Source organism: Bradyrhizobium sp. LB11.1, assembly GCF_040549385.1.
GTDB lineage: Bacteria > Pseudomonadota > Alphaproteobacteria > Rhizobiales > Xanthobacteraceae > Bradyrhizobium.
In genome coordinates, this window is the sequence record NZ_JBEPTH010000015.1 from 22,664 (window position 1) to 40,948 (window position 18,285).

Below are 18,285 nucleotides of genomic sequence, written 5' to 3' on the forward strand. Positions count from 1 at the left end.
GAACCGCTGGGCGGGATACCATGGACGATTGGATCGATTATTACGACTCGACGCATACGATCTATGTCAGCAAGCTGCATCGCGATTTGCACTTCCAGATCATCGCGCGAGACATCATCGGCTACATTACTTCGCCCGACGCGACCGTGCTGGACTATGCCTGCGGCGAGGCGCTGTCGGCGAACCAGGTGGCATCTGCCTGCGGCCAGCTGATCCTGGCCGAACCCGCACCCGGCGTGCGCGGCCGGCTGATCGCGCGGTTTGCGCCCAACACCAAGATCCGCGTCCGCTCGCTCGACGACGTCCGCAAGATGCAAGACCAGTCCATCGACCTCGTCGTGATGAACTCGGTCGCGCAATACATGACGGCGGAGGAGCTCGATGCCGCGCTCCTCAATGCCCGGCGGATCCTGAAGCCGTCGGGCAAGCTGGTGCTCGGCGACATCCTCCAGCCGCATGTCGGCATGGCGCGCGACGTGACGGCCCTGCTCTCCTTCGGGTTGCGTCACGGCTTCCTGAAGGACGCGCTGATCGGGTTGGTGAGCACCGCGCTGTCAGATTATCGTCATCTGCGCACGCGTATCGGGCTCAAGCGCTACAGCGAGGACGAGATCACGGCCAAGTTGAAGGCGGCGGGCTTCGCCAGCCAGCGCGCTAACACCAATATCGGCCACAACCGCTGGCGCATGACCTTCAGCGCACGGCCGCCTTTGGTGCGTTAAGCATAACGACCACCTGAGGTGGCTTGTCGCAGCTCGATCGGCAATGATCGGCACGGCCCGGTGGCGGAAGCGTCTACGCGAGAGCAGTGCATCGCTCTTCATCCTGGTTCAAGTCCAGGCCGGGTCTCCACGCTTCGCCCCTTCGGGGCTACGCGTGGCGCAGCCACGCTAGACCAGCAAGGGCGAAGCGTGTCCGGCGTAGCTGGAGCGAAGACGGACTGGCCGTCCCAAACTCAATCCACCTTAACCACTTCACATTCCGACAGATGCTGAAGCCGGTCGGCGTCCTTTGCCGCTGACCTGATCACGGCGTCCAGCAAGCCCGGAAAGCGCGCCTCGAGATCCTCGCGGCGCAGCCGCATGAACCTGTTCGTACCCGCCACGCGGGTCAGCATCAGCCCGCATTCGCGTAGCTTTGCAAAGTGATAGGTGAGGTTCGACTTGCCGGCGAGCCCGTTGAAGTCGCCGCAGCAGAGTTCGCCGCTGACAGGTTCCTGCTGGGCGAGCTGATACACAATCGCCAACCGGATCGGATCGCTCAGGCAATCCAGAACCAGTGGCAGCTCGATCTGCTCGCGGGTGGGGTGGCGTGGCGTGCGGCTCATGACACGAATCATAGCGATGCTGCCATAATGTTCAATAGTTCTTGAACCAATTGACTCCCGGATCGTCATATTCGATAGTTCAATAAACATTGAATATAGGATTGTTTCCAATGAGCGTCTTCTGGCTGGCCTTGGGGGCCTTCGCGATCGGCACCGAAGGCTTTGTCATTGCAGGGCTTTTGCCGGCGATCGCCAACGACCTCTCGATTACGGTCTCGGCCGCCGGTCAATTGGTTACCGCCTACGCCCTCACCTATGCCGTGGGCTCACCGATCCTTGCGGTGGCGCTGAACAATATCGACCGCCGCACTGTACTGGCGCTCGCGCTTACGACCTTCATCGCCGGAAACCTCGCTGCGATGGTGGCGTCCAGCTACGCCCTTCTGCTCGCTTCGCGCATGCTGATGGCGCTCGGCTCCGGGCTGTGCATGCCGACCGCGCTCGCCGTCTCTGTGGCGGTTGCCTCGCCGGAACGACGTGGCCGCGCGGTGGCGCTGGTCACCTCGGGCCTTACGGTCGCGACCGTCATCGGCGTTCCCCTCGGCAATCTCGTCGGAAGCTGGCTGGGCTGGCGCGCGACCTTCGCCATGGTCGCAATGATTGGCACTGTTGCGCTCGCCGGCCTGCTGCTTGGTCTGCCCCGCGGATTGCCGCGCAACACGGCCTCGCTGGCCGATCGGCTGGCGGTGGCGCGTCACAGCAATGTCTTGATCGCGCTTCTGATCACGATTTTATGGGCGCTCGGCGGCTTCACCGTGTTCACCTATTTCGCGGTCCCTCTGCGCGGCCTCGGTTTCGACGCTTCGCGGATCAGCTTGGCGCTGCTGGTGTTCGGCGGCGCGGCCGCGATCGGGAACATCCTCGGCGGCCTGCTGGCGGACCGGCTCGGCACCATCGTCACGGCAGCGCTCGGCCTGACCGGCATGGCGAGCGCGCTTTTCCTGCATTCGCTGGTGCTAAAATTCCTCCCTGACCAAGCGCATTATGCGATCCTGGGTCCGATCTTCCTGCAGGGCATTTCGGGCTGGGCGTTCTATCCGGCTCAGGTCGCCAGCATCATCCGGATCGACCCGCGAGCCTCCATGGTCGCGCTCTCCCTTAACGCCTCCGCCATGTATCTTGGCTTTGCGATCGGGGGAGCCTTGGGCGGTGCCGTTCTTGCGGCTTGGACTCCGGCCGATCTCGGCTGGGTCGGCGGATTGGGCGTTTCAGCAGCCCTTCTGGTGCATCTCGCCCGTGGCTGGCAGGCGCGGCCGAAACCCGTCAAAATTGCCGGTTGATGGGGCGTTTTTCGGGGTTTCGCCGCCCCGAAAACTGGTCTAAGACCCACCCGCGCGCGAGGGAAGACCCCGCGCTCTCGCACAAGGGGACGCGCGGCAAGCGCGCCCTTTTTTTGTGCCCAGTTTCCAGCCCGCGAGCGGTGATGCCCAAACGTACCGACATCTCGACCATCCTGATCATCGGCGCCGGTCCCATCGTGATCGGCCAGGCCTGCGAGTTCGACTATTCGGGCACGCAGGCCGTGAAGACCTTGAAGGAAGAGGGCTATCGCATCGTCCTCGTCAATTCCAATCCGGCCACGATCATGACCGATCCGGAATTGGCCGATGCGACCTATATCGAGCCGATCACGCCCGAGATCGTCGCAAAAATCATCGAGAGGGAGCGTCACGTCGTTCCCGGCGGTTTCGCGCTACTGCCGACCATGGGCGGCCAGACCGCGCTGAACTGCGCGCTGTCGCTGCGCCGGCAGGGCACGCTGGACAAGTTCGACGTCGAGATGATCGGCGCGACGGCCGATGCCATCGACAAGGCCGAGGATCGCCAGCTCTTCCGCGAGGCCATGACCAAGATCGGGCTCGAGACGCCGAAGTCGCGTCTTGCCAATGCGTCCGAGTTGAAGAAATCCTTCCGCGACAAATACCACGCCGAGCGCGCGAAGGCATCGGGCGCAGCGCTTGAAGAACTCGAGCGGCAATGGACACTCGGCGAAAGCGACCGCCGCAAGCGCTATCAGGAATATGCGCTCGGCCAGGCGCTGATGGCGCTGTCCGAGATCGGCCTGCCCGCGATCATCCGTCCCTCCTTCACCATGGGCGGCACCGGTGGCGGCATCGCCTACAACAAGGAAGAGTTCCTCGACATCATCGAGCGCGGCCTTGACGCGTCCCCCACCAACGAAGTCCTGATCGAGGAATCCGTCCTCGGCTGGAAAGAGTTCGAGATGGAGGTAGTGCGCGACAAGAAGGATAATTGCATCATCGTCTGCTCGATCGAGAATTTCGATCCGATGGGCGTGCACACCGGCGACTCCATCACGGTCGCTCCGGCGCTGACGCTGACGGACAAGGAATACCAGATCATGCGCGACGCCTCGCTGGCGGTGCTGCGCGAGATCGGGGTGGAGACCGGCGGCTCCAACGTGCAGTTCGGCGTCAATCCGGAAGACGGCCGCATGGTCGTGATCGAGATGAATCCGCGCGTGTCGCGTTCGTCGGCCCTGGCCTCGAAGGCCACCGGCTTCCCGATCGCAAAAGTCGCGGCCAAGCTCGCAATCGGCTACACACTCGACGAGATCGCCAACGACATCACCGGCGGCGCGACGCCGGCTTCGTTCGAGCCGACGATCGATTACGTGGTGACCAAGATCCCGCGTTTCGCCTTCGAGAAATTCCCCGGTGCCTCCACCACGCTCACCACGTCGATGAAATCGGTCGGCGAGGTCATGGCGATCGGCCGCACTTTCCAGGAAAGCCTTCAGAAGGCGCTGCGCGGGCTCGAGACCGGGCTGACCGGCCTCGACGAAATCGAGATCGAGGGCTTGGGCCGCGACGACGACAAAAACGCGATCCGCGCCGCGCTCGGCACGCCGACGCCGAACCGCATTCTTCAAGTCGCCCAGGCGATGCGGCTCGGCTGGTCGAACGAGGAGATCTTCAACTCCTGCAAGATCGATCCGTGGTTCCTCGGTGAGATGCGCGGCATCGTCGATATGGAACAGAAGGTCAGAAAGCACGGCCTGCCCGGCAATGCCTTCGGCATGCGCTCCCTCAAGGCCATGGGTTTTTCGGACGCGCGTCTTGCGGTGCTCGCCGAGACGACTGAGGCCGAGGTCACGACCAAGCGCCACGCGCTCGGCGTTCGGCCCGTCTACAAGCGCATCGATACCTGCGCGGCCGAATTCGCTTCGCCCACTGCCTACATGTACTCGACCTACGAGTCGCCATTTGCCGGCAGCGTCGCCGACGAGAGCACGCCGTCGGACAAGAAGAAGGTCATCATCCTCGGCGGCGGCCCGAACCGGATCGGCCAGGGCATCGAGTTCGACTATTGCTGCTGTCACGCCTGCTTCGCGCTGCATGACGCCGGCTACGAATCCATCATGGTCAACTGCAACCCGGAAACGGTGTCGACCGACTACGACACCGCCGACCGGCTTTATTTCGAGCCGCTCACCGCCGAGGACGTGCTGGAGATTATCGCAAAGGAGCGCACGAACGGCACGCTGCACGGCGTGATCGTGCAGTTCGGCGGCCAGACGCCGCTGAAGCTCGCGCGTGCGCTGGAAGCCGCCGAAGTGCCGATCCTCGGCACCTCGCCCGATGCCATCGACCTTGCCGAAGACCGCGACCGCTTCAAGCGCGTGCTCGACAAGTTGCGGCTGAAGCAGCCGAAGAACGGCATCGCCTATTCGGTCGAGCAGGCGCGACTGGTCGCAACCGATCTCGGCTTGCCACTGGTGGTGCGTCCCTCCTATGTACTCGGCGGCCGCGCGATGCAGATCATCCGCGAGGAGAACCAGCTCGGCGACTATCTGCTCGGCACACTGCCGGAACTGGTGCCGGCCGACGTCAAGGCGCGCTACCCGAACGATAAGACCGGCCAGATCAACACCGTGCTCGGCAAGAACCCGCTGCTGTTCGACCGCTATCTGTCCGATGCCACCGAGATCGACGTCGACTGCCTGTGCGACGGCAAGGACACCTTCATCGTCGGCATCATGGAGCACATCGAGGAAGCCGGCATCCATTCCGGCGATAGCGCCTGCTCGCTGCCGCCGCACTCGCTCGACGCCAGGATGATCGAGGAGCTGGAGCGGCAGACACGAGAACTCGCGCTCGGCCTCGACGTCGTCGGCCTGATGAACGTGCAATACGCGATCAAGGACGGCGAGATCTACGTGCTCGAAGTCAATCCGCGCGCTTCGCGCACGGTGCCGTTCGTCGCCAAGGTCGTCGGCACGCCGGTCGCGAAGATCGCAGCGCGCATCATGGCCGGCGAGAAGCTCGCCGACTTCAAGCTGAAGAAAGCTGACTTCAAGCACGTCGGCGTGAAGGAATCGGTGTTTCCGTTCGCCCGTTTCCCCGGCGTCGACACCGTGTTGGGTCCGGAGATGCGCTCGACCGGCGAGGTCATGGGCATCGACCGCTCCTTCGCGGTGGCATTCGCCAAAAGCCAGCTCGGCGGCGGCACGCGGGTGCCGCGCAAGGGCACGGTGTTCGTGTCGGTGCGCGAGAGCGACAAGACGCGCATCGCCGAGGCGGTGCGCGAATTGCATTCGCTCGGCTTCAAGGTGCTGGCGACCTCCGGCACGGCGCGCTTCCTGACCGACGAAGGCATCCCGACCGAGAAGGTGAACAAGGTGCTTGAGGGGCGGCCACATATCGTCGACGCCATCACCAATGGCGACGTCCAACTGGTCTTCAACACCACCGAGGGCCCGCAGGCGCTTGCCGACAGCCGTTCGCTGCGGCGCGCGGCCCTCTTGCATAAAGTGCCGTATTACACCACTCTTTCCGGGGCTGTGGCGGCCGCGCAGGGCATCCGCGCCTATCTGGGCGGGGACCTTGAGGTTCGGACCCTGCAGAGCTACTTTTCGGAAACCTGATCGCTAGCGAAGGCCAAGCCTTGAGCGGTTAAGCCTCCGCTAAGTGACTGGCGATGAAGCCACAATGACCGGAGGAACTGTCCGGCCATGTGGTTGTTCTGTTCCGGCGCCAAGCCCACATAACGTTTCGGTGGCGTTATATTCAGCCCCGGAAGCACTGACGAATCAAGGTCGCCGCGCCCTCTGCTTTTGTCGGGCGCGCGACTGAAGGACGAGAGAAGAGATGGAAAAGGTTCCGATGACAGCGAGCGGCTTTGCCGCGCTCGGGGAAGAATTGAAGAAGCGCCAGTCCGAGGACCGTCCGCGGATCATCGAGCATATCGCGGAGGCACGCTCGCACGGCGATCTGTCCGAGAACGCGGAGTACCATGCCGCGAAGGAAGAGCAGTCCCACAATGAAGGCCGCATCGCCGAGCTCGAAGACAAGCTCGCGCGCGCCGACATCATCGACATTTCCAAGCTCTCCGGCGATACCATCAAGTTCGGCGCGACCGTGACACTGGTCGACGAGGACACCGAGAAGAAGACGGTGTGGCAGCTCGTCGGCGAGGTCGAGGCCGACGCCAAGAAGGGCCGCATCTCCATCACCTCGCCGCTCGCGCGCGCGCTGATCGGCAAAAAGAAGGGTTCGACCGTCGAGGTCAACGCGCCCGGAGGCGCCAAGGCGTATGAGATCACCAAGGTGGAGTGGCGGTAATCCACTCCGCAAAAGCTGCCTGAAAAGCCGCGCTCTGCGCGGCTTTTCTGTTTCGCGATGTGTCCAGCGCGCGATTGTGAACTGCACCGTCCTCCGTCATGCTCGGCGCCTCCGTCCGAGCAAGGGAGGACACGATGGACATCGATCGCATTGCCGCGCAAAGCCAGCCTTATCTGCTCAGCCTCTTCCGCTTCATCACCGGGCTACTGTTCTTTCACTACGGCGTGGCCAAGCTGTTCAAGTTTCCGCCGGTCGAGATGTTTTCCGAGGTCACGCCGTTGTCGCTGTGGGGCGTGGCCGGCATGTTCGAATTCGTGCTCGGCGGCCTGCTGATGATCGGCCTCTTCACGCGGCTGGCAGCCTTCATCCTCTCGGGTGAGATGGCCTTCGCCTATTTCATCGAACACCTGCCGCACAGCTTCTTTCCCGTCGTCAACGACGGCGCACTGGCGATCGTGCTGTGCTTCGCCTGCCTCTTCCTCGCCGCTGCCGGCGGCGGCCCGTTCAGCGTGGACGCGATGCGCCGGACCTGACTCGTTACCGCCGTCCCTTCACGTCGAGCGGCACGGCTGCTTCGTATTTCGAGTTATGCAGCACCAGCGACGTCCGCACGTTGCGCACATGTGGGGCGGCGGTCAGGTGGGTGACAAAATCCTGGAAGGTCGCCATGTCGGGCGCGACGCATTTCAGGATGAAATCGACCTCGCCGGACAACATCCAGCACTCCCGCACCAGCGGCTCGGCGCGGACGAACTCCTCGAAGGCGCGCAAATCCGCTTCGGCCTGGCTGGAGAGGTGCACTGCGGCGAACACCGTGACGTCGAAGCCGAGCTTTCGCGCATCCAGGAGCCCGCGGTAACCGTGGATGTACCCCTCCTCCTCCAGCGCCCGGACCCGGCGCAGGCATGGCGGGGGCGAAATACCGACCCGTTTTGCGAGCTCGACATTGGTGATTCGGCCGTCCGCCTGGATCTCGGCGAGAATTTTGAAGTCGATCTCGTCTAGGTTCCGCGACACGTAATTGGAACTCCTGGCCTTAGCGGCGGTATTGGGTGGGTTTGCGGCAATCCTCATAGCCAGTCTGAGCCAAATGAGCAATTTTATTGCGCGTGCAGCGCAATCGACTTTTGTTCCTTGTTGGAAAAATCCGCCGAGAGGGAATGCAATTCTTGCATAGCTCACCAGAAGGCTTAGATTAGCTCTGATATTTCAGCGCCTCCGCGAGGCCTCCCGGCAACTTCCGCGCCCGCGCTGCAAATCCCCCGTGAAAGGCGTCCATCGAAATGTCCGCTCCTGTTCATGCAAAGGTCGTCATCATTGGCTCCGGCCCCGCCGGCTACACCGCGGCGATCTACGCCGCGCGTGCGATGCTTGAGCCGATCCTGATCCAGGGCATGCAGGCAGGCGGCCAGCTCACCATCACCACCGACGTCGAGAACTATCCGGGCTTCGCCGACGTGATCCAGGGCCCCTGGCTGATGGAACAGATGGAGAAGCAGGCGGTCCATGTCGGCACCAAGATCGTCACCGACCTGGTCACCAAGCTGGAGACCGGGCATCGGCCGTTCCGCCTCACCTGCGACTCCGGCGACGTGTATCTCGCCGAAGCCGTGATCCTCGCCACAGGCGCGCAGGCGCGCTGGCTCGGACTGCCCTCCGAGGCGAAATTCCAGGGCGGCGGCGTATCTGCCTGCGCCACCTGCGATGGGTTCTTCTACCGCAACAAGGACGTCGTGGTGGTCGGCGGCGGCAATACAGCGGTCGAGGAAGCCCTGTACCTCACCAACCATGCCTCGCAGGTCACCATCGTGCATCGTCGCGATCACTTCCGCGCCGAGCGCATCCTGCAGGAGCGCCTGTTCAGGCACCCGAAGATCAAGGTGATTTGGGACGCCGCCGTCGACGAAATCTGCGGCAACGAGAACCCGAACAAGGTCACCCATGTGCGCCTGAAGAACGTCAGGACCGGCGCGCTGACGGATTTGAAGACCGACGGCGTCTTCGTCGCCATCGGCCACGCGCCGGCGACGGAGCTCGTGAAAGACCAGATCAAACTGAAACCGTCGGGCTATGTCGAGGTCGCAGCGAACTCGACCGCGACCTCCGTGCCCGGCCTGTTCGCCGCCGGCGACGTCGCCGACGAAACCTATCGCCAGGCCGTGACGGCCGCCGGCCTCGGTTGCATGGCAGCCCTCGAGGCCGAACGATTTTTGGCCCTGCGCGCCAGCGAGCGCGCGGCAGCGGAATAACGATCATGCCTCGAACACGCGACGGATTTACGGATATGGATTGGGATAAGCTGAAGGTGTTTCACGCGGCGGCGGAAGCGGGCAGCTTCACGCATGCGGGCGAGCAGCTCGGCCTGTCGCAATCGGCGGTGTCACGCCAGGTCTCGGCACTGGAGCAGGAGCTCTCGGTCTCGCTGTTCCACCGCCACGCCCGCGGCCTGATCCTCACCGAGCAGGGCGACCTACTGTTCCGCACCGCGCATGACGTGTTCATGCAGCTGCAGGCGGCGCGCGCGAAACTGACCGACAGCCGCGAGCGGCCAAGCGGCGATCTCAAGATCACCACCACCCCGGGCGTCGGCATCAACTGGCTGATCCCTCGGCTCGGCGAATTCACCGCGCTCTATCCGGAGATCCGGATCTCGCTGATCGTCACAGACGAGGAGCTGGATCTTTCGATGCGCGAGGCCGACGTTGCGATCCGCACCCGCAAGCCGACGCAGCCGGATCTCATCCAACGCAAGCTGTTCGCGATGGGCTTCCACGCCTATTGCTCGCCGGACTACATCAAGCGCTTCGGCACGCCGCGGACGCTGGAGGAGCTCGACTCCCACCGCATCATCACGCTGTCCGACGGCAACTTCGCGCCGCACCTGCAGAACCGCAACTGGCTGATCGAAGCCGGCCGCAACGGCTCGGGTCCGCGCGAAGCCTATTTCAAGGTCAACAACATCCTTGGCCTCGTGCGCGCCTGTCAGCAGGGCCTCGGCATCGCGGCGCTGCCGGACTATTTGATCGAAGAACAGAGTCGCCTCGTACAACTGTTCGGCGAATCGGACTCGATCCAGCTCGATACGTACTTTGTTTATCCCGAGGAGCTGAAGACGGTCGCGCGCGTGCAAGTGTTCCGCGACTTCGTGGTGAGCAAGGCACAGCGCTGGCCGTCCTGATTTCCGCATGACTGACATGCGGCCTCGGCTGTTGCTGCAGGCCGCTCGTCAAGCCCATACTGCTTGCACGCTGAGCCTTCGCGTTGCGCATTTGTCCCCCTCCTCCAGTGGCGCGGGAGTTCAGTAATCCCTCTTGGAAGGTGATTGTGTCGGCCTCACGTGGCCAATACCTTAAGCCGGGCCCTCTGGGTCCGGCTTTTTTTCTGTCCAGTTTGGCTTTCACCTTCCGCGTGTATTGACAGTTTTGGGCATACCCCGCATCATTTCCAAATGATCACGAAGTCGTGCGCAATCGTTTCGAAAAAAGGCCCCCATCCGGGGACCTCGGAATCTTGCGCGCGCTAGGCTGACTTCGTCATCGCTGCCAAATCCCGAAAACCCCGCCGCCTGGACGGGGTTTTTTCATGTGCCCTCCGTCTCAGGTTTTTTCCGAGAAGGAGATAAAAACATGACTGATTTGCAATCCCACATGCATGGGCTCTGGCTGCCGCTGGTGACGCCGTTTCGCGATGGTCGTCTCGACGAGACATCGCTGCGGCGGTTGACGCGGCACTACTGCGCACAGGCGATCGACGGCTTCATCCTGGGGGCGACTTCCGGCGAAGGCATGACGCTGCGCGACATTGAGCTCGAACGGCTCGTCGCCATCGTGCGCAACGAGATGGCCGCCGGCCGCCGCAGCGTGCCGATTGGACTCGGGCTATCAGGCGCGGATACCTCGCGGCTGAAGGAACGGCTCGATGAGACCGCGGACTGGCCGATCGACTTCTACCTGATTGCGCCCCCCTATTACGTGCGGCCGTCGCAGCGCGGCATCCTTGCGCATTTCGAGGCGCTGGCCGATCACGCCGCCTGGCCGCTCGCGCTCTACAACATTCCCTATCGCTGCGCCGTCGGCATCACCAACCAGACCCTGCTGCGGCTCGCCGAGCATCCCAACATCATCGGCCTGAAGGATTGCGGCGCGAGCCGCGAGCAGTCGTTCGCATTGCTGCGGGACCGGCCGAAGAGTTTTCGCGTGCTGACCGGCGAGGATGCCAACTATTTCGAGGCGCTCAGCGACGGCGCCGATGGCGGCATTTTGCTGTCAGCCCATCTCGAGACCGCGACCTTTGCCGCCGTCCATGCCGAGCTGAAGAGCGGCAACCAGGATGCAGCAGAGGCACGCTGGCATGAGGTCGCGGAGCTGACGCGGCTGTTGTTCACTGAACCGAGCCCGGCGCCGGCGAAGTACTGGCTTTGGCGGACCGGCCTGATCGACAGCCCCGAAGTGCGCCTGCCGATGGTGGAAGTGAGCAGCGAGCTTGCAGCCACACTCGATCGCGAGATCGAGCGGCGCGTGAAAGTCGCGGCGTAAGGTCTTCCCCTCGCCTCTCCCCGTCAGAACGGGGAGAGGGAGGGGAAGAGCGTGGCCGTGGTTAACCGGACGCGAATGGACTTCGCATCCGCCGCATGGCGCATCCACGCCTCGTTTACGCAACGCGCCTATCGTCCCGCTGCAAAGTCTTCAAACAGGGGGAATGACCATGGGGCAACGGGTCCGTCCGACGGCGGCTGAAATGTTCGCGCCTGCCGATCTTTTGCAGGGAATCCTGGTGGTGTCGTCGTTCGGCTTCTGGGCGGTGATCCTCGGCCTGATGCCGGTGCTGCTGTTTCGCGTCTGGCTCGCCTGACGAGGAGAGATCGCTTGCATGGTTAAGCCGAAGTCACAAATGCGCTCAAAATGCGAGCGCCACCGCAAGCCGGAATTTTAAAACACCCCGCGTATCGTTTCCCCATAAGCGAAGAAATCGCGGGGGCGATCTTGAACAATCAGAATGATGCGGCGTCGCATTACGACGCCGGACAGCAGGGCTTTTCCACCGAAGACATCATCTGGGCCGTCGGCATCTGGTCGGTGATCCTGACGCTGTCGCCGCTCATCGTGTTCTACATGTTGATGGTGGCTTAGTTCATTTTCTACCGGGCTCAGAAACGCAAAACGCGCGGGACACCGCGCGCTTTTTGTCCGGGGAAATGATTGATGAAATTATGCCGCCTGCTTGTGCATTGCGCCGGAAGCCGACGCCGTGCCGCGAATAGCTTTCACTGAACGCTCGATCGCCGCCCACAGCCTTGCAATTTCCTGAGCTGCACGGCTCTCGGCCTGATACTCACGCGCGCCTTCGCCGTGGCTGAGTGCCATCAACAAATCGGAACGATTGGTGATCTGACCGCCCCACACCGGAGCGCGGAACTTTGCCAGCGCCTCGCGGGCGATGGTGACGATCGGGCTTTCGGACTCGTCACGGCGCGCCGGCGCACCGTTGAGCACGACCGCGTAGGGCTTGCGCGCCGCGCGGCACATCTGAATGGTTTCCTGCACCGCGTTGACGTCGAACACGCCGGGACGCGCGGGGATCACCACCATGGTGGCGTTCTTGATCGCGTCGTCGACGACGGCCGAGAGGTTCGGCGGCGTGTCGATCAACACCCATTCATAACCGTCGCGCTTGGCAGCGGAGACGATGCCGCTGACCGAGTTCACCGCCGACTTGATCGGCGGCTCGTTGGTGCCACGCAGCTTGTGCCACAGCGTGAGCGAGCCTTGCGGATCCGCGTCGACAAGCATCACCTGCTTGCTCGCCTTGATCTGCGCAGCGAGATGTGCGGCCAGGGTACTCTTGCCCGAGCCGCCTTTACGCGATGCAAAAACAATAACGTTCATACCTCTGGCCTCCAGATTGACCCCAGACGGCGAAAATGAATCACCGCGCTGATTCGGGAAAGAAAAATTTATCAGGAGTTGCGTCAGAGCCACGAAATAACAAGAGGTGTTGGCTTTTGAGTCACACTGCTGCGTGCGACGACGGACACGGACCGTCATGAATCGCCGTTCGCACGGGCAATCGTGCGTTTTCCAGGCAATCACGCGGGAAAAAGTCGGACTACAACCTCGCCGCGCAAGGCTCGCCCGGGTTTGGCCCATCGGGCGCGACTGCAATTGCTGCAGGCTCACGCGCGAGATATGCGAACAAAACGAGTCCGGAGGCTATCGCGTGGCTGTTGCCCCCCTGAGTCATTTTGCCGCGAGGGAACGCGACGGCTAGCCGTCGTCCATCTTTTTCTTCCTGGGCTTCGACTTGGATTTCTTCGCCACGATCGGCTTGATGTTGGTGGGGGCACCGGCGCGGACCGCGTCCGGCTCCGGCCCGCGGCGGAAGAATGCCGCGCATTGCGGCGAGAGCTGCGATTTCTTGCGGATCATGCAGGCGGTGATGGCATCGACGTTCGGGACGAACTCGCCGCACAGGTTCATCGCATCCGGCGTGCAGGCCTGCTGCTGCTCCGGCGTGTAGGCGAAGCCTGTGCCCGGCTGGACCAGAACGGCGAGCGCAACCCCGAAGGTCGCAGCGGCCATGAACTTTCCAAAGCGAAACGCCAGCATCGATCCCCCCAAAGTGTCGAGTCGGAGCAGGAGTGTGGGTGAACGGGCGTTCGTTGGCAACGAGGGCCGAGGCGAATACGGGGGGCTGTGCGGTCTCGGCAACAGGCAGGTTCGGCCCCGGAGCAGCGGTACGGCCGCCAAGCCAAAACACGAAAACAACCCCATGCACAGTAGCCAGGTCACGGCGGCGTTTGCGGATTCCACGGGGTCGCGCCAAATTTGCGGATTTTACGAATTCTGTTTGACACGTCGGGCAAAACACCGGCATGATGGCACGATCGAGAAGCGCGTGGGGTGGTGGGCCTGATCTCCCCGTGAGGGGAGGACCGCATGGCCACCGTGTTGATCGTCGCGCCGGTGTTTGCACTGATCGCGGCCGGCTATGCGGCGGTGCTGTTTCGCTTCGTCTCCGCGGGCGCGCACAAGGGCATCTCCGAATTCGCCTTCAGCATCGCGATCCCCGCGCTGCTGTTTCGCACCATCGTCGTGTCGGAATTCCCCGATGTCAGCCCGTGGCGGATGTGGGGCGCCTATTACGGCGCGCTCGCCCTCGCCTGGATCGCGGCGCTGATGATCTCGGTGGTCTTGCGCGAACGGCGCGAGGATCGCGAGGACGGCGTCGTGTTCGCGATCGGCTCGGTCTACGGCAACATCGTGATGCTCGGCATTCCCCTCGTGCTCTCGGCGCTCGGCAACGAGGCCGCGGGCCCGATGTCGCTGATCCTGTCGGTGAACACGCCGCTGCTCTGGCTCTGCGGCATTTTGCAGATGGAGCTCGTCAGCCGCAAGCGGACGGGCTCGGTGCTTTCGGTCATCCGGCCCGTGCTCGCGGATCTCGCGCGCAATCCGCTGATGCTCGGCATCGGCTTCGGCGTGGTCTGGCGCTTGACCGGTCTCGGCCTCAATCCCGTCGTCGACCGGACCATCGAACTGCTCGCGCAGGCGGGATCGCCGGCCGCGCTGATCGCGCTCGGCATCACCCTGTTTCGGTTCGAGGTGAAGGGCGAGATGCTGAGCGTCGTCGTGATGAGCGCGCTCAAGCTGCTGGCGATGCCGGCGGTGGCGTTCGTGCTGGCGAAGCTGCTGGGCCTGCCGCCAGTCGCAGCCGGCGTCGTCGTGCTGTTCGCGGCGATGCCGACCGGCGCGAACGCGTACATCTTCGCGGTCCAGTATCAGCGGCTGGTGAACCCGGTGTCCGGCGCGGTCGCGCTGGGGACGCTGCTGGCGGCGGTGACGCTGCCGGTGGTGGTCATGGTGGTGGCGGGGGTCAGGTAGAGACCGCTACATACGCCAGGGCAAAGAGCCACATTGGGGCCGGCGCGAGCTGAGGAGGGATCGTGGCTCGAACGGAAAAGCCGCAGTGCGGTTCCAGCCCCACTGCGGCCCATCCCGACAACTAAAAATTGGCCTGTACTTAAATCTCGCCGGTGTTCACACAGTAGAACACCCCGTTCCGAAAATGGACTCCGTACAACTACCGGATTCCGTCGTTCCGAGGATTGCACCTGGAGAGCGAACATGGCACGGCTCGCGTTCCAGCCCCCCAATACTCCCGGCCGCCGATCCAATTGCGGATTAGAGCGCCGGGAGTGCTAAAGCGCGATGAGATTTGGATGAATCGTCATCGCGCTTTAGGTGGTTGTTTGCGCATGATCTTTCCGGAAAGCCGCTTCGCACTTTTCCGGATCATGCTCCAGCCCCGCCAGCGTGCCGTCATCGTCATTCTACGTCGTGGAGACGATTGACTTGTCCTCCCGTTCGATCCGCTCGCAGAAGCGGATCATGTTTCCAAAGGGATCGATGACGCCGGATTCGATCGTCCCCCACTCGGTCGTCTCCAGGCCCGGGCGCATGTAGCGGTAACCCTTCGCGTTGATCTCGCGATTGAACTCACGAACACCCTGCATCATGACCCGCAGTTGCACGCCCGGCGAGCCATCGCCGTGATGTTCACTCAGATGCAGGACAAGCCCGTTTCGGGAAATCTGCCGGTACAGCGGAGCGTTGTCGTCGAACCGATGGTCCCAATCAACGCAAAAGCCCAAGAAGCCGAGGTAGAACTCGTCAGCTTTCGAAACGTCGAAGATCCGCAGGATCGGGATGACCTGCTGGAATTGGATGGTATCCGCCATGATGCCTCTCCGTTTGATGGTGGTGATGGCGCGGTGAGCCCCTGTTATGATTTTGCCGTTGCACGCAACGGTAGCTAATCTACGATGATACCCATAATCTACGATGATACCCATCGGAGGAGGCGGATATGGGACATCGCGAGGAAATGCTCGACGTCATCAAGCGCGCTTACGCCGCGCGTGGTGATGGTGACGCAGCGGGCCTGGTGGCAACTTTTCATCCCGAGGGCCTGTTCAACCTGGTGGGCGACAAAAGCGCGCTGCACCTGACCGGAAGTGTGCAGGGGCACCCGCCACTGCTTGTGGCCTTCGGTCAGTTCATCGAGCATTTCGACTTCGAAAAGCGCGAGATCCTGACTGAGCTGATTGAGGGGAATCATGCTGCAATACGATCCCGCGTCGTCATCCGATACCATCCAAGCGGGAAAGTTTTCAGCACCGAAGTCCTGGACCTCTTCAAATTTCAGGATGGCAAAATCATCGAGCTGATTGAGTTCGCGGACACTGCGCAAATCAAGGCCATCATCTCCTGACGCGCGATGAGACTGGATCGGGATTACGGTGACACGACTGGACTGCATCCCTTAAGTGAGACACGATAATTACAGTGACAGCGGGGAGTTACGCTGACAGTGCACAAAATTGAAGTCGCTGGCGTCTTGGTCGTGGGGGTTTAGTGCACTGTCACCGCAATTCCTGCACGGAGCCTGCATCGCGGACAACAGGAGGGCAATACGACAATTACCCCAGGGCTTTGCTCTCCGAAATACCCAGCAGGCTAGCGAGCCGCACGCGCGGCTGGACAAGATCTTCCAGGGTGTAGCCGTCGAGGACATCGGTGAATGCCGCGCGTGCCTTCTCCAACGCTCGCCTCAAAACGCAGCACGGGCGAATGACGCAGGGAGCATCGAGAGGCTTGAGGCACGCCACGATCGCCATATCCGGCTCGGTATAGCGCACCACCTCGCCAAGACCGATTGCCTTCATCGGCTTGGCCAGGCGTAGCCCACCACCTCTGCCGCGGACGGTCTCGATATAGCCCGCGACGCCCAATTGGTGGGCCACTTTCATCAAATGGTTCCTGGAGACACCAAAGCTGTCGGCAATCTCCGTGATCGTCGCCAGCCGATCTTCCTCAAGAGCAAGATACATCAGCACCCGCAGGGCGTAGTCGGTATAGACGGTCAGGCGCACGCGCTTCCTTCTCCTCCGCGAACCACGATCAAAAAGATGTATCATTGATATTGCTTTGCCGCAAGAGCGGGATTATAAGCAGTATCTAAAGTACGTCTTATAGAAGGAATAACCCCGATGAAAAGGACCGTTCCGATCAGCGACGTCGTGGCGTGGCCATTTCTGCTGCCCGGAAACCTCGCCTGCAGGGCTCTGGGTCTCGCCAGGCACCGAGATCTGGTCCGCATGCTCTTCAATTCCCTCTTCTGGACTGTCCTCGGCGTTCTCGTTGTGGTGCTCGCGACATGAACTCCTCCGCGGCGAAATTCAAACATGTCTCCGAGTACGGCATTCGCCAACTCGTCGATGCCTTCTACGCCAAGGTTCGCCTCGATCCCGAACTCGCACCAATTTTTGAGCGCGCCATCCCCGGTGACTGGCAACCGCATCTGACCAAGATGTACGCCTTCTGGTCCTCCGTCATGCTCACCACCGGGCGCTACAAGGGCAATCCCGTCGTCAAGCACCTCGTCATTCCAGGTATTCAGCCTCCGCTGTTTGAACGCTGGCTGGCGCTGTTCGACGAGACCTGCCGTGAACTGTTTGAAGATGCCGTCAGCGAGGAGTTTCGTTCCAAAGCCGAGCGCATCGCCGAGAGTCTGAAGCTTGCGCTGTTTTATCGGCCAGGCCGTCCATGGCCGCCGGAGCAAGCGCCATGACCTTTGTCGTCACCGACAACTGTATCAAATGCAAATATATGGATTGCGTCGAGGTTTGCCCGGTCGACTGCTTCTACGAGGGCGAAAACATGCTCGTGATCAATCCCGATGAATGCATCGATTGCGGTGTTTGCGAACCGGAGTGCCCGGCCAAGGCCATCTTTCCCGACACCGAGCCGGGTCTCGAAAGCTGGCTCAAGTTGAATGCTGAATATGCCCCGGTCTGGCCAAATATCACGATCAAGCGCCCGGAGCCGGCGGACGCAAAGGCCTTCGATGGCGTAGCCGGCAAGCTGGATCAGTATTTCTCGCCAAATCCCGGCCAAGGCGACTAGACGAGCGTTTCCTTGGTTCGAATCATATCAGGCGGCCTCGCCGAGTTGATAGGACCAAGTATGGATGACCTGATGGCGGTTCACGTCGTCGATGCCGGCTACGATGCGCTGCTTCAGTTCGTGTTTTGATGTCACCCGCCTGATCGAGGACTTCTTCTCCAAGTTTGCTCGCTCGGTGTTGCGTCACATCTGGCTTATTGAAATCGCTGGTACAGTTGGGTGGGCTCGAACCACCGACCTCCTGTTCCACAGACAGAAAACTGTAGCCTCCGCATTTGCGCCCCTCCACGCGGAATTTTTAGTTATCTAGTAATTTCAGTTGCAGAGCTCGCTAAAGCTGCGCTGTCGTTCGCCCCGTTTTGTGCTACCGTGGTAGCTATGTGGTAGCTAGAAACACGAACAATGCGCG

General features: G+C 62.1%; 21 protein-coding genes. 14 read left to right on the plus strand and 7 right to left on the minus strand.

What is annotated here, in order from left to right; all coding sequences use genetic code 11:
• The first annotated feature begins 20 nt into the window (after window positions 1-20).
• Complete coding sequence (locus ABIA96_RS29810) at window positions 21-722, plus strand: class I SAM-dependent methyltransferase (protein ID WP_354140610.1); 702 nt, start codon at window positions 21-23, stop codon at window positions 720-722.
• A 233-nt stretch (window positions 723-955) separates the two neighbouring features.
• On the opposite strand, the gene ABIA96_RS29815 is transcribed toward ABIA96_RS29810, so the two are convergent.
• On the minus strand, window positions 956-1,327 hold the full coding sequence (locus tag ABIA96_RS29815; RefSeq protein ID WP_354140638.1) for an ArsR/SmtB family transcription factor: 372 nt from the start codon (window positions 1,325-1,327) through the stop codon (window positions 956-958).
• Window positions 1,328-1,437: 110 nt separating this feature from the next.
• On the opposite strand from ABIA96_RS29815, the gene ABIA96_RS29820 reads away from it, so the two are divergent.
• From ABIA96_RS29820 to ABIA96_RS29835, 4 genes are all read left to right on the plus strand, one after another.
• Window positions 1,438-2,607 (plus strand): MFS transporter, encoded by a 1,170-nt coding sequence (locus ABIA96_RS29820; protein WP_354140611.1) that lies wholly within the window; start codon window positions 1,438-1,440, stop codon window positions 2,605-2,607.
• Window positions 2,608-2,750: 143 nt separating this feature from the next.
• Window positions 2,751-6,215 carry a carbamoyl-phosphate synthase large subunit gene (gene carB, locus ABIA96_RS29825; RefSeq protein ID WP_354140612.1) on the plus strand — a complete coding sequence of 1,155 codons (3,465 nt, stop codon included), beginning with the start codon at window positions 2,751-2,753 and terminating at the stop codon, window positions 6,213-6,215.
• A 223-nt stretch (window positions 6,216-6,438) separates the two neighbouring features.
• Window positions 6,439-6,912, plus strand: coding sequence for a transcription elongation factor GreA (gene greA / locus ABIA96_RS29830; protein WP_354140613.1), 474 nt, complete (start codon window positions 6,439-6,441; stop codon window positions 6,910-6,912).
• Window positions 6,913-7,046: 134 nt separating this feature from the next.
• On the plus strand, window positions 7,047-7,445 hold the full coding sequence (locus ABIA96_RS29835; protein ID WP_354140614.1) for a DoxX family protein: 399 nt from the start codon (window positions 7,047-7,049) through the stop codon (window positions 7,443-7,445).
• 4 nt (window positions 7,446-7,449) lie between these two features.
• On the opposite strand, the gene ABIA96_RS29840 is transcribed toward ABIA96_RS29835, so the two are convergent.
• Entirely contained in the window at window positions 7,450-7,929 is a 480-nt protein-coding gene (locus ABIA96_RS29840; RefSeq protein ID WP_247439793.1) for an Lrp/AsnC family transcriptional regulator, read from the minus strand.
• Window positions 7,930-8,195: 266 nt separating this feature from the next.
• On the opposite strand from ABIA96_RS29840, the gene trxB reads away from it, so the two are divergent.
• From trxB to ABIA96_RS29865, 5 genes are all read left to right on the plus strand, one after another.
• Entirely contained in the window at window positions 8,196-9,161 is a 966-nt protein-coding gene (gene trxB / locus ABIA96_RS29845) for a thioredoxin-disulfide reductase (RefSeq protein WP_354140615.1), read from the plus strand.
• A 5-nt stretch (window positions 9,162-9,166) separates the two neighbouring features.
• A complete protein-coding gene (locus ABIA96_RS29850; RefSeq protein ID WP_187436649.1) occupies window positions 9,167-10,090 on the plus strand; it encodes a LysR family transcriptional regulator in 924 nt (307 codons plus the stop codon).
• Window positions 10,091-10,538: 448 nt separating this feature from the next.
• On the plus strand, window positions 10,539-11,447 hold the full coding sequence (locus tag ABIA96_RS29855) for a 4-hydroxy-tetrahydrodipicolinate synthase family protein (RefSeq protein ID WP_354140616.1): 909 nt from the start codon (window positions 10,539-10,541) through the stop codon (window positions 11,445-11,447).
• Window positions 11,448-11,616: 169 nt separating this feature from the next.
• Window positions 11,617-11,763 carry a hypothetical protein gene (locus tag ABIA96_RS29860; RefSeq protein ID WP_354140617.1) on the plus strand — a complete coding sequence of 49 codons (147 nt, stop codon included), beginning with the start codon at window positions 11,617-11,619 and terminating at the stop codon, window positions 11,761-11,763.
• A 131-nt stretch (window positions 11,764-11,894) separates the two neighbouring features.
• Window positions 11,895-12,041 (plus strand): hypothetical protein, encoded by a 147-nt coding sequence (locus ABIA96_RS29865; protein WP_354140618.1) that lies wholly within the window; start codon window positions 11,895-11,897, stop codon window positions 12,039-12,041.
• A 78-nt stretch (window positions 12,042-12,119) separates the two neighbouring features.
• Here ABIA96_RS29865 and ABIA96_RS29870 read toward each other — a convergent pair whose 3' ends face one another.
• Together ABIA96_RS29870 and ABIA96_RS29875 are read right to left on the minus strand one after the other, a co-directional pair.
• Window positions 12,120-12,797: an AAA family ATPase gene (locus tag ABIA96_RS29870; RefSeq protein ID WP_094972989.1), complete on the minus strand. Its 678-nt coding sequence runs from the start codon at window positions 12,795-12,797 to the stop codon at window positions 12,120-12,122.
• A 378-nt stretch (window positions 12,798-13,175) separates the two neighbouring features.
• A complete protein-coding gene (locus ABIA96_RS29875; RefSeq protein ID WP_354140619.1) occupies window positions 13,176-13,517 on the minus strand; it encodes a hypothetical protein in 342 nt (113 codons plus the stop codon).
• Between the two features lie 330 nt (window positions 13,518-13,847).
• Between ABIA96_RS29875 and ABIA96_RS29880 the strand changes: the two genes are divergently transcribed.
• Window positions 13,848-14,792: an AEC family transporter gene (locus ABIA96_RS29880; protein WP_354140620.1), complete on the plus strand. Its 945-nt coding sequence runs from the start codon at window positions 13,848-13,850 to the stop codon at window positions 14,790-14,792.
• A gap of 449 nt (window positions 14,793-15,241) precedes the next feature.
• On the opposite strand, the gene ABIA96_RS29885 is transcribed toward ABIA96_RS29880, so the two are convergent.
• On the minus strand, window positions 15,242-15,649 hold the full coding sequence (locus ABIA96_RS29885) for a glyoxalase superfamily protein (protein WP_354140621.1): 408 nt from the start codon (window positions 15,647-15,649) through the stop codon (window positions 15,242-15,244).
• Between the two features lie 128 nt (window positions 15,650-15,777).
• Between ABIA96_RS29885 and ABIA96_RS29890 the strand changes: the two genes are divergently transcribed.
• Window positions 15,778-16,182 (plus strand): nuclear transport factor 2 family protein, encoded by a 405-nt coding sequence (locus ABIA96_RS29890; protein ID WP_354140622.1) that lies wholly within the window; start codon window positions 15,778-15,780, stop codon window positions 16,180-16,182.
• A 208-nt stretch (window positions 16,183-16,390) separates the two neighbouring features.
• Here the strand turns inward: ABIA96_RS29890 and ABIA96_RS29895 are convergent, their stop codons facing one another.
• On the minus strand, window positions 16,391-16,843 hold the full coding sequence (locus tag ABIA96_RS29895) for an Rrf2 family transcriptional regulator (protein ID WP_354140623.1): 453 nt from the start codon (window positions 16,841-16,843) through the stop codon (window positions 16,391-16,393).
• A 284-nt stretch (window positions 16,844-17,127) separates the two neighbouring features.
• Here ABIA96_RS29895 and ABIA96_RS29900 point away from each other — a divergent pair, with 284 nt between their 5' ends.
• Complete coding sequence (locus ABIA96_RS29900; RefSeq protein ID WP_354140624.1) at window positions 17,128-17,541, plus strand: group III truncated hemoglobin; 414 nt, start codon at window positions 17,128-17,130, stop codon at window positions 17,539-17,541.
• A complete protein-coding gene (gene fdxA / locus ABIA96_RS29905) occupies window positions 17,538-17,876 on the plus strand; it encodes a ferredoxin FdxA (protein ID WP_354140625.1) in 339 nt (112 codons plus the stop codon). The genes ABIA96_RS29900 and fdxA overlap by 4 nt, the downstream gene beginning before the upstream one ends.
• A gap of 27 nt (window positions 17,877-17,903) precedes the next feature.
• Here the strand turns inward: fdxA and ABIA96_RS29910 are convergent, their stop codons facing one another.
• The gene (locus ABIA96_RS29910) at window positions 17,904-18,038 is read right to left on the minus strand and encodes a hypothetical protein (protein WP_354140626.1); all 135 of its coding nucleotides are present in this window, start codon (window positions 18,036-18,038) and stop codon (window positions 17,904-17,906) included.
• Between the last annotated feature and the right edge of the window lie 247 nt (window positions 18,039-18,285).

Excerpts from the sequence above, each read along its gene's own strand:
- fdxA (WP_354140625.1), top strand. The coding sequence starts at position 17,538 with ATGACCTTTGTCGTCACCGACAACTGTATCAAATGCAAATATATGGAT.
- ABIA96_RS29860 (WP_354140617.1), top strand. The coding sequence starts at position 11,617 with ATGGGGCAACGGGTCCGTCCGACGGCGGCTGAAATGTTCGCGCCTGCC.
- ABIA96_RS29880 (WP_354140620.1), top strand. The coding sequence starts at position 13,848 with ATGGCCACCGTGTTGATCGTCGCGCCGGTGTTTGCACTGATCGCGGCC.
- ABIA96_RS29870 (WP_094972989.1), bottom strand. The coding sequence starts at position 12,797 with ATGAACGTTATTGTTTTTGCATCGCGTAAAGGCGGCTCGGGCAAGAGT.
- ABIA96_RS29810 (WP_354140610.1), top strand. The coding sequence starts at position 21 with ATGGACGATTGGATCGATTATTACGACTCGACGCATACGATCTATGTC.
- trxB (WP_354140615.1), top strand. The coding sequence starts at position 8,196 with ATGTCCGCTCCTGTTCATGCAAAGGTCGTCATCATTGGCTCCGGCCCC.
- ABIA96_RS29885 (WP_354140621.1), bottom strand. The coding sequence starts at position 15,649 with ATGGCGGATACCATCCAATTCCAGCAGGTCATCCCGATCCTGCGGATC.
- ABIA96_RS29835 (WP_354140614.1), top strand. The coding sequence starts at position 7,047 with ATGGACATCGATCGCATTGCCGCGCAAAGCCAGCCTTATCTGCTCAGC.
- greA (WP_354140613.1), top strand. The coding sequence starts at position 6,439 with ATGGAAAAGGTTCCGATGACAGCGAGCGGCTTTGCCGCGCTCGGGGAA.
- ABIA96_RS29900 (WP_354140624.1), top strand. The coding sequence starts at position 17,128 with ATGAACTCCTCCGCGGCGAAATTCAAACATGTCTCCGAGTACGGCATT.
- ABIA96_RS29875 (WP_354140619.1), bottom strand. The coding sequence starts at position 13,517 with ATGCTGGCGTTTCGCTTTGGAAAGTTCATGGCCGCTGCGACCTTCGGG.
- ABIA96_RS29820 (WP_354140611.1), top strand. The coding sequence starts at position 1,438 with ATGAGCGTCTTCTGGCTGGCCTTGGGGGCCTTCGCGATCGGCACCGAA.
- ABIA96_RS29815 (WP_354140638.1), bottom strand. The coding sequence starts at position 1,327 with ATGAGCCGCACGCCACGCCACCCCACCCGCGAGCAGATCGAGCTGCCA.
- ABIA96_RS29890 (WP_354140622.1), top strand. The coding sequence starts at position 15,778 with ATGGGACATCGCGAGGAAATGCTCGACGTCATCAAGCGCGCTTACGCC.
- carB (WP_354140612.1), top strand. The coding sequence starts at position 2,751 with ATGCCCAAACGTACCGACATCTCGACCATCCTGATCATCGGCGCCGGT.
- ABIA96_RS29855 (WP_354140616.1), top strand. The coding sequence starts at position 10,539 with ATGACTGATTTGCAATCCCACATGCATGGGCTCTGGCTGCCGCTGGTG.
- ABIA96_RS29850 (WP_187436649.1), top strand. The coding sequence starts at position 9,167 with ATGCCTCGAACACGCGACGGATTTACGGATATGGATTGGGATAAGCTG.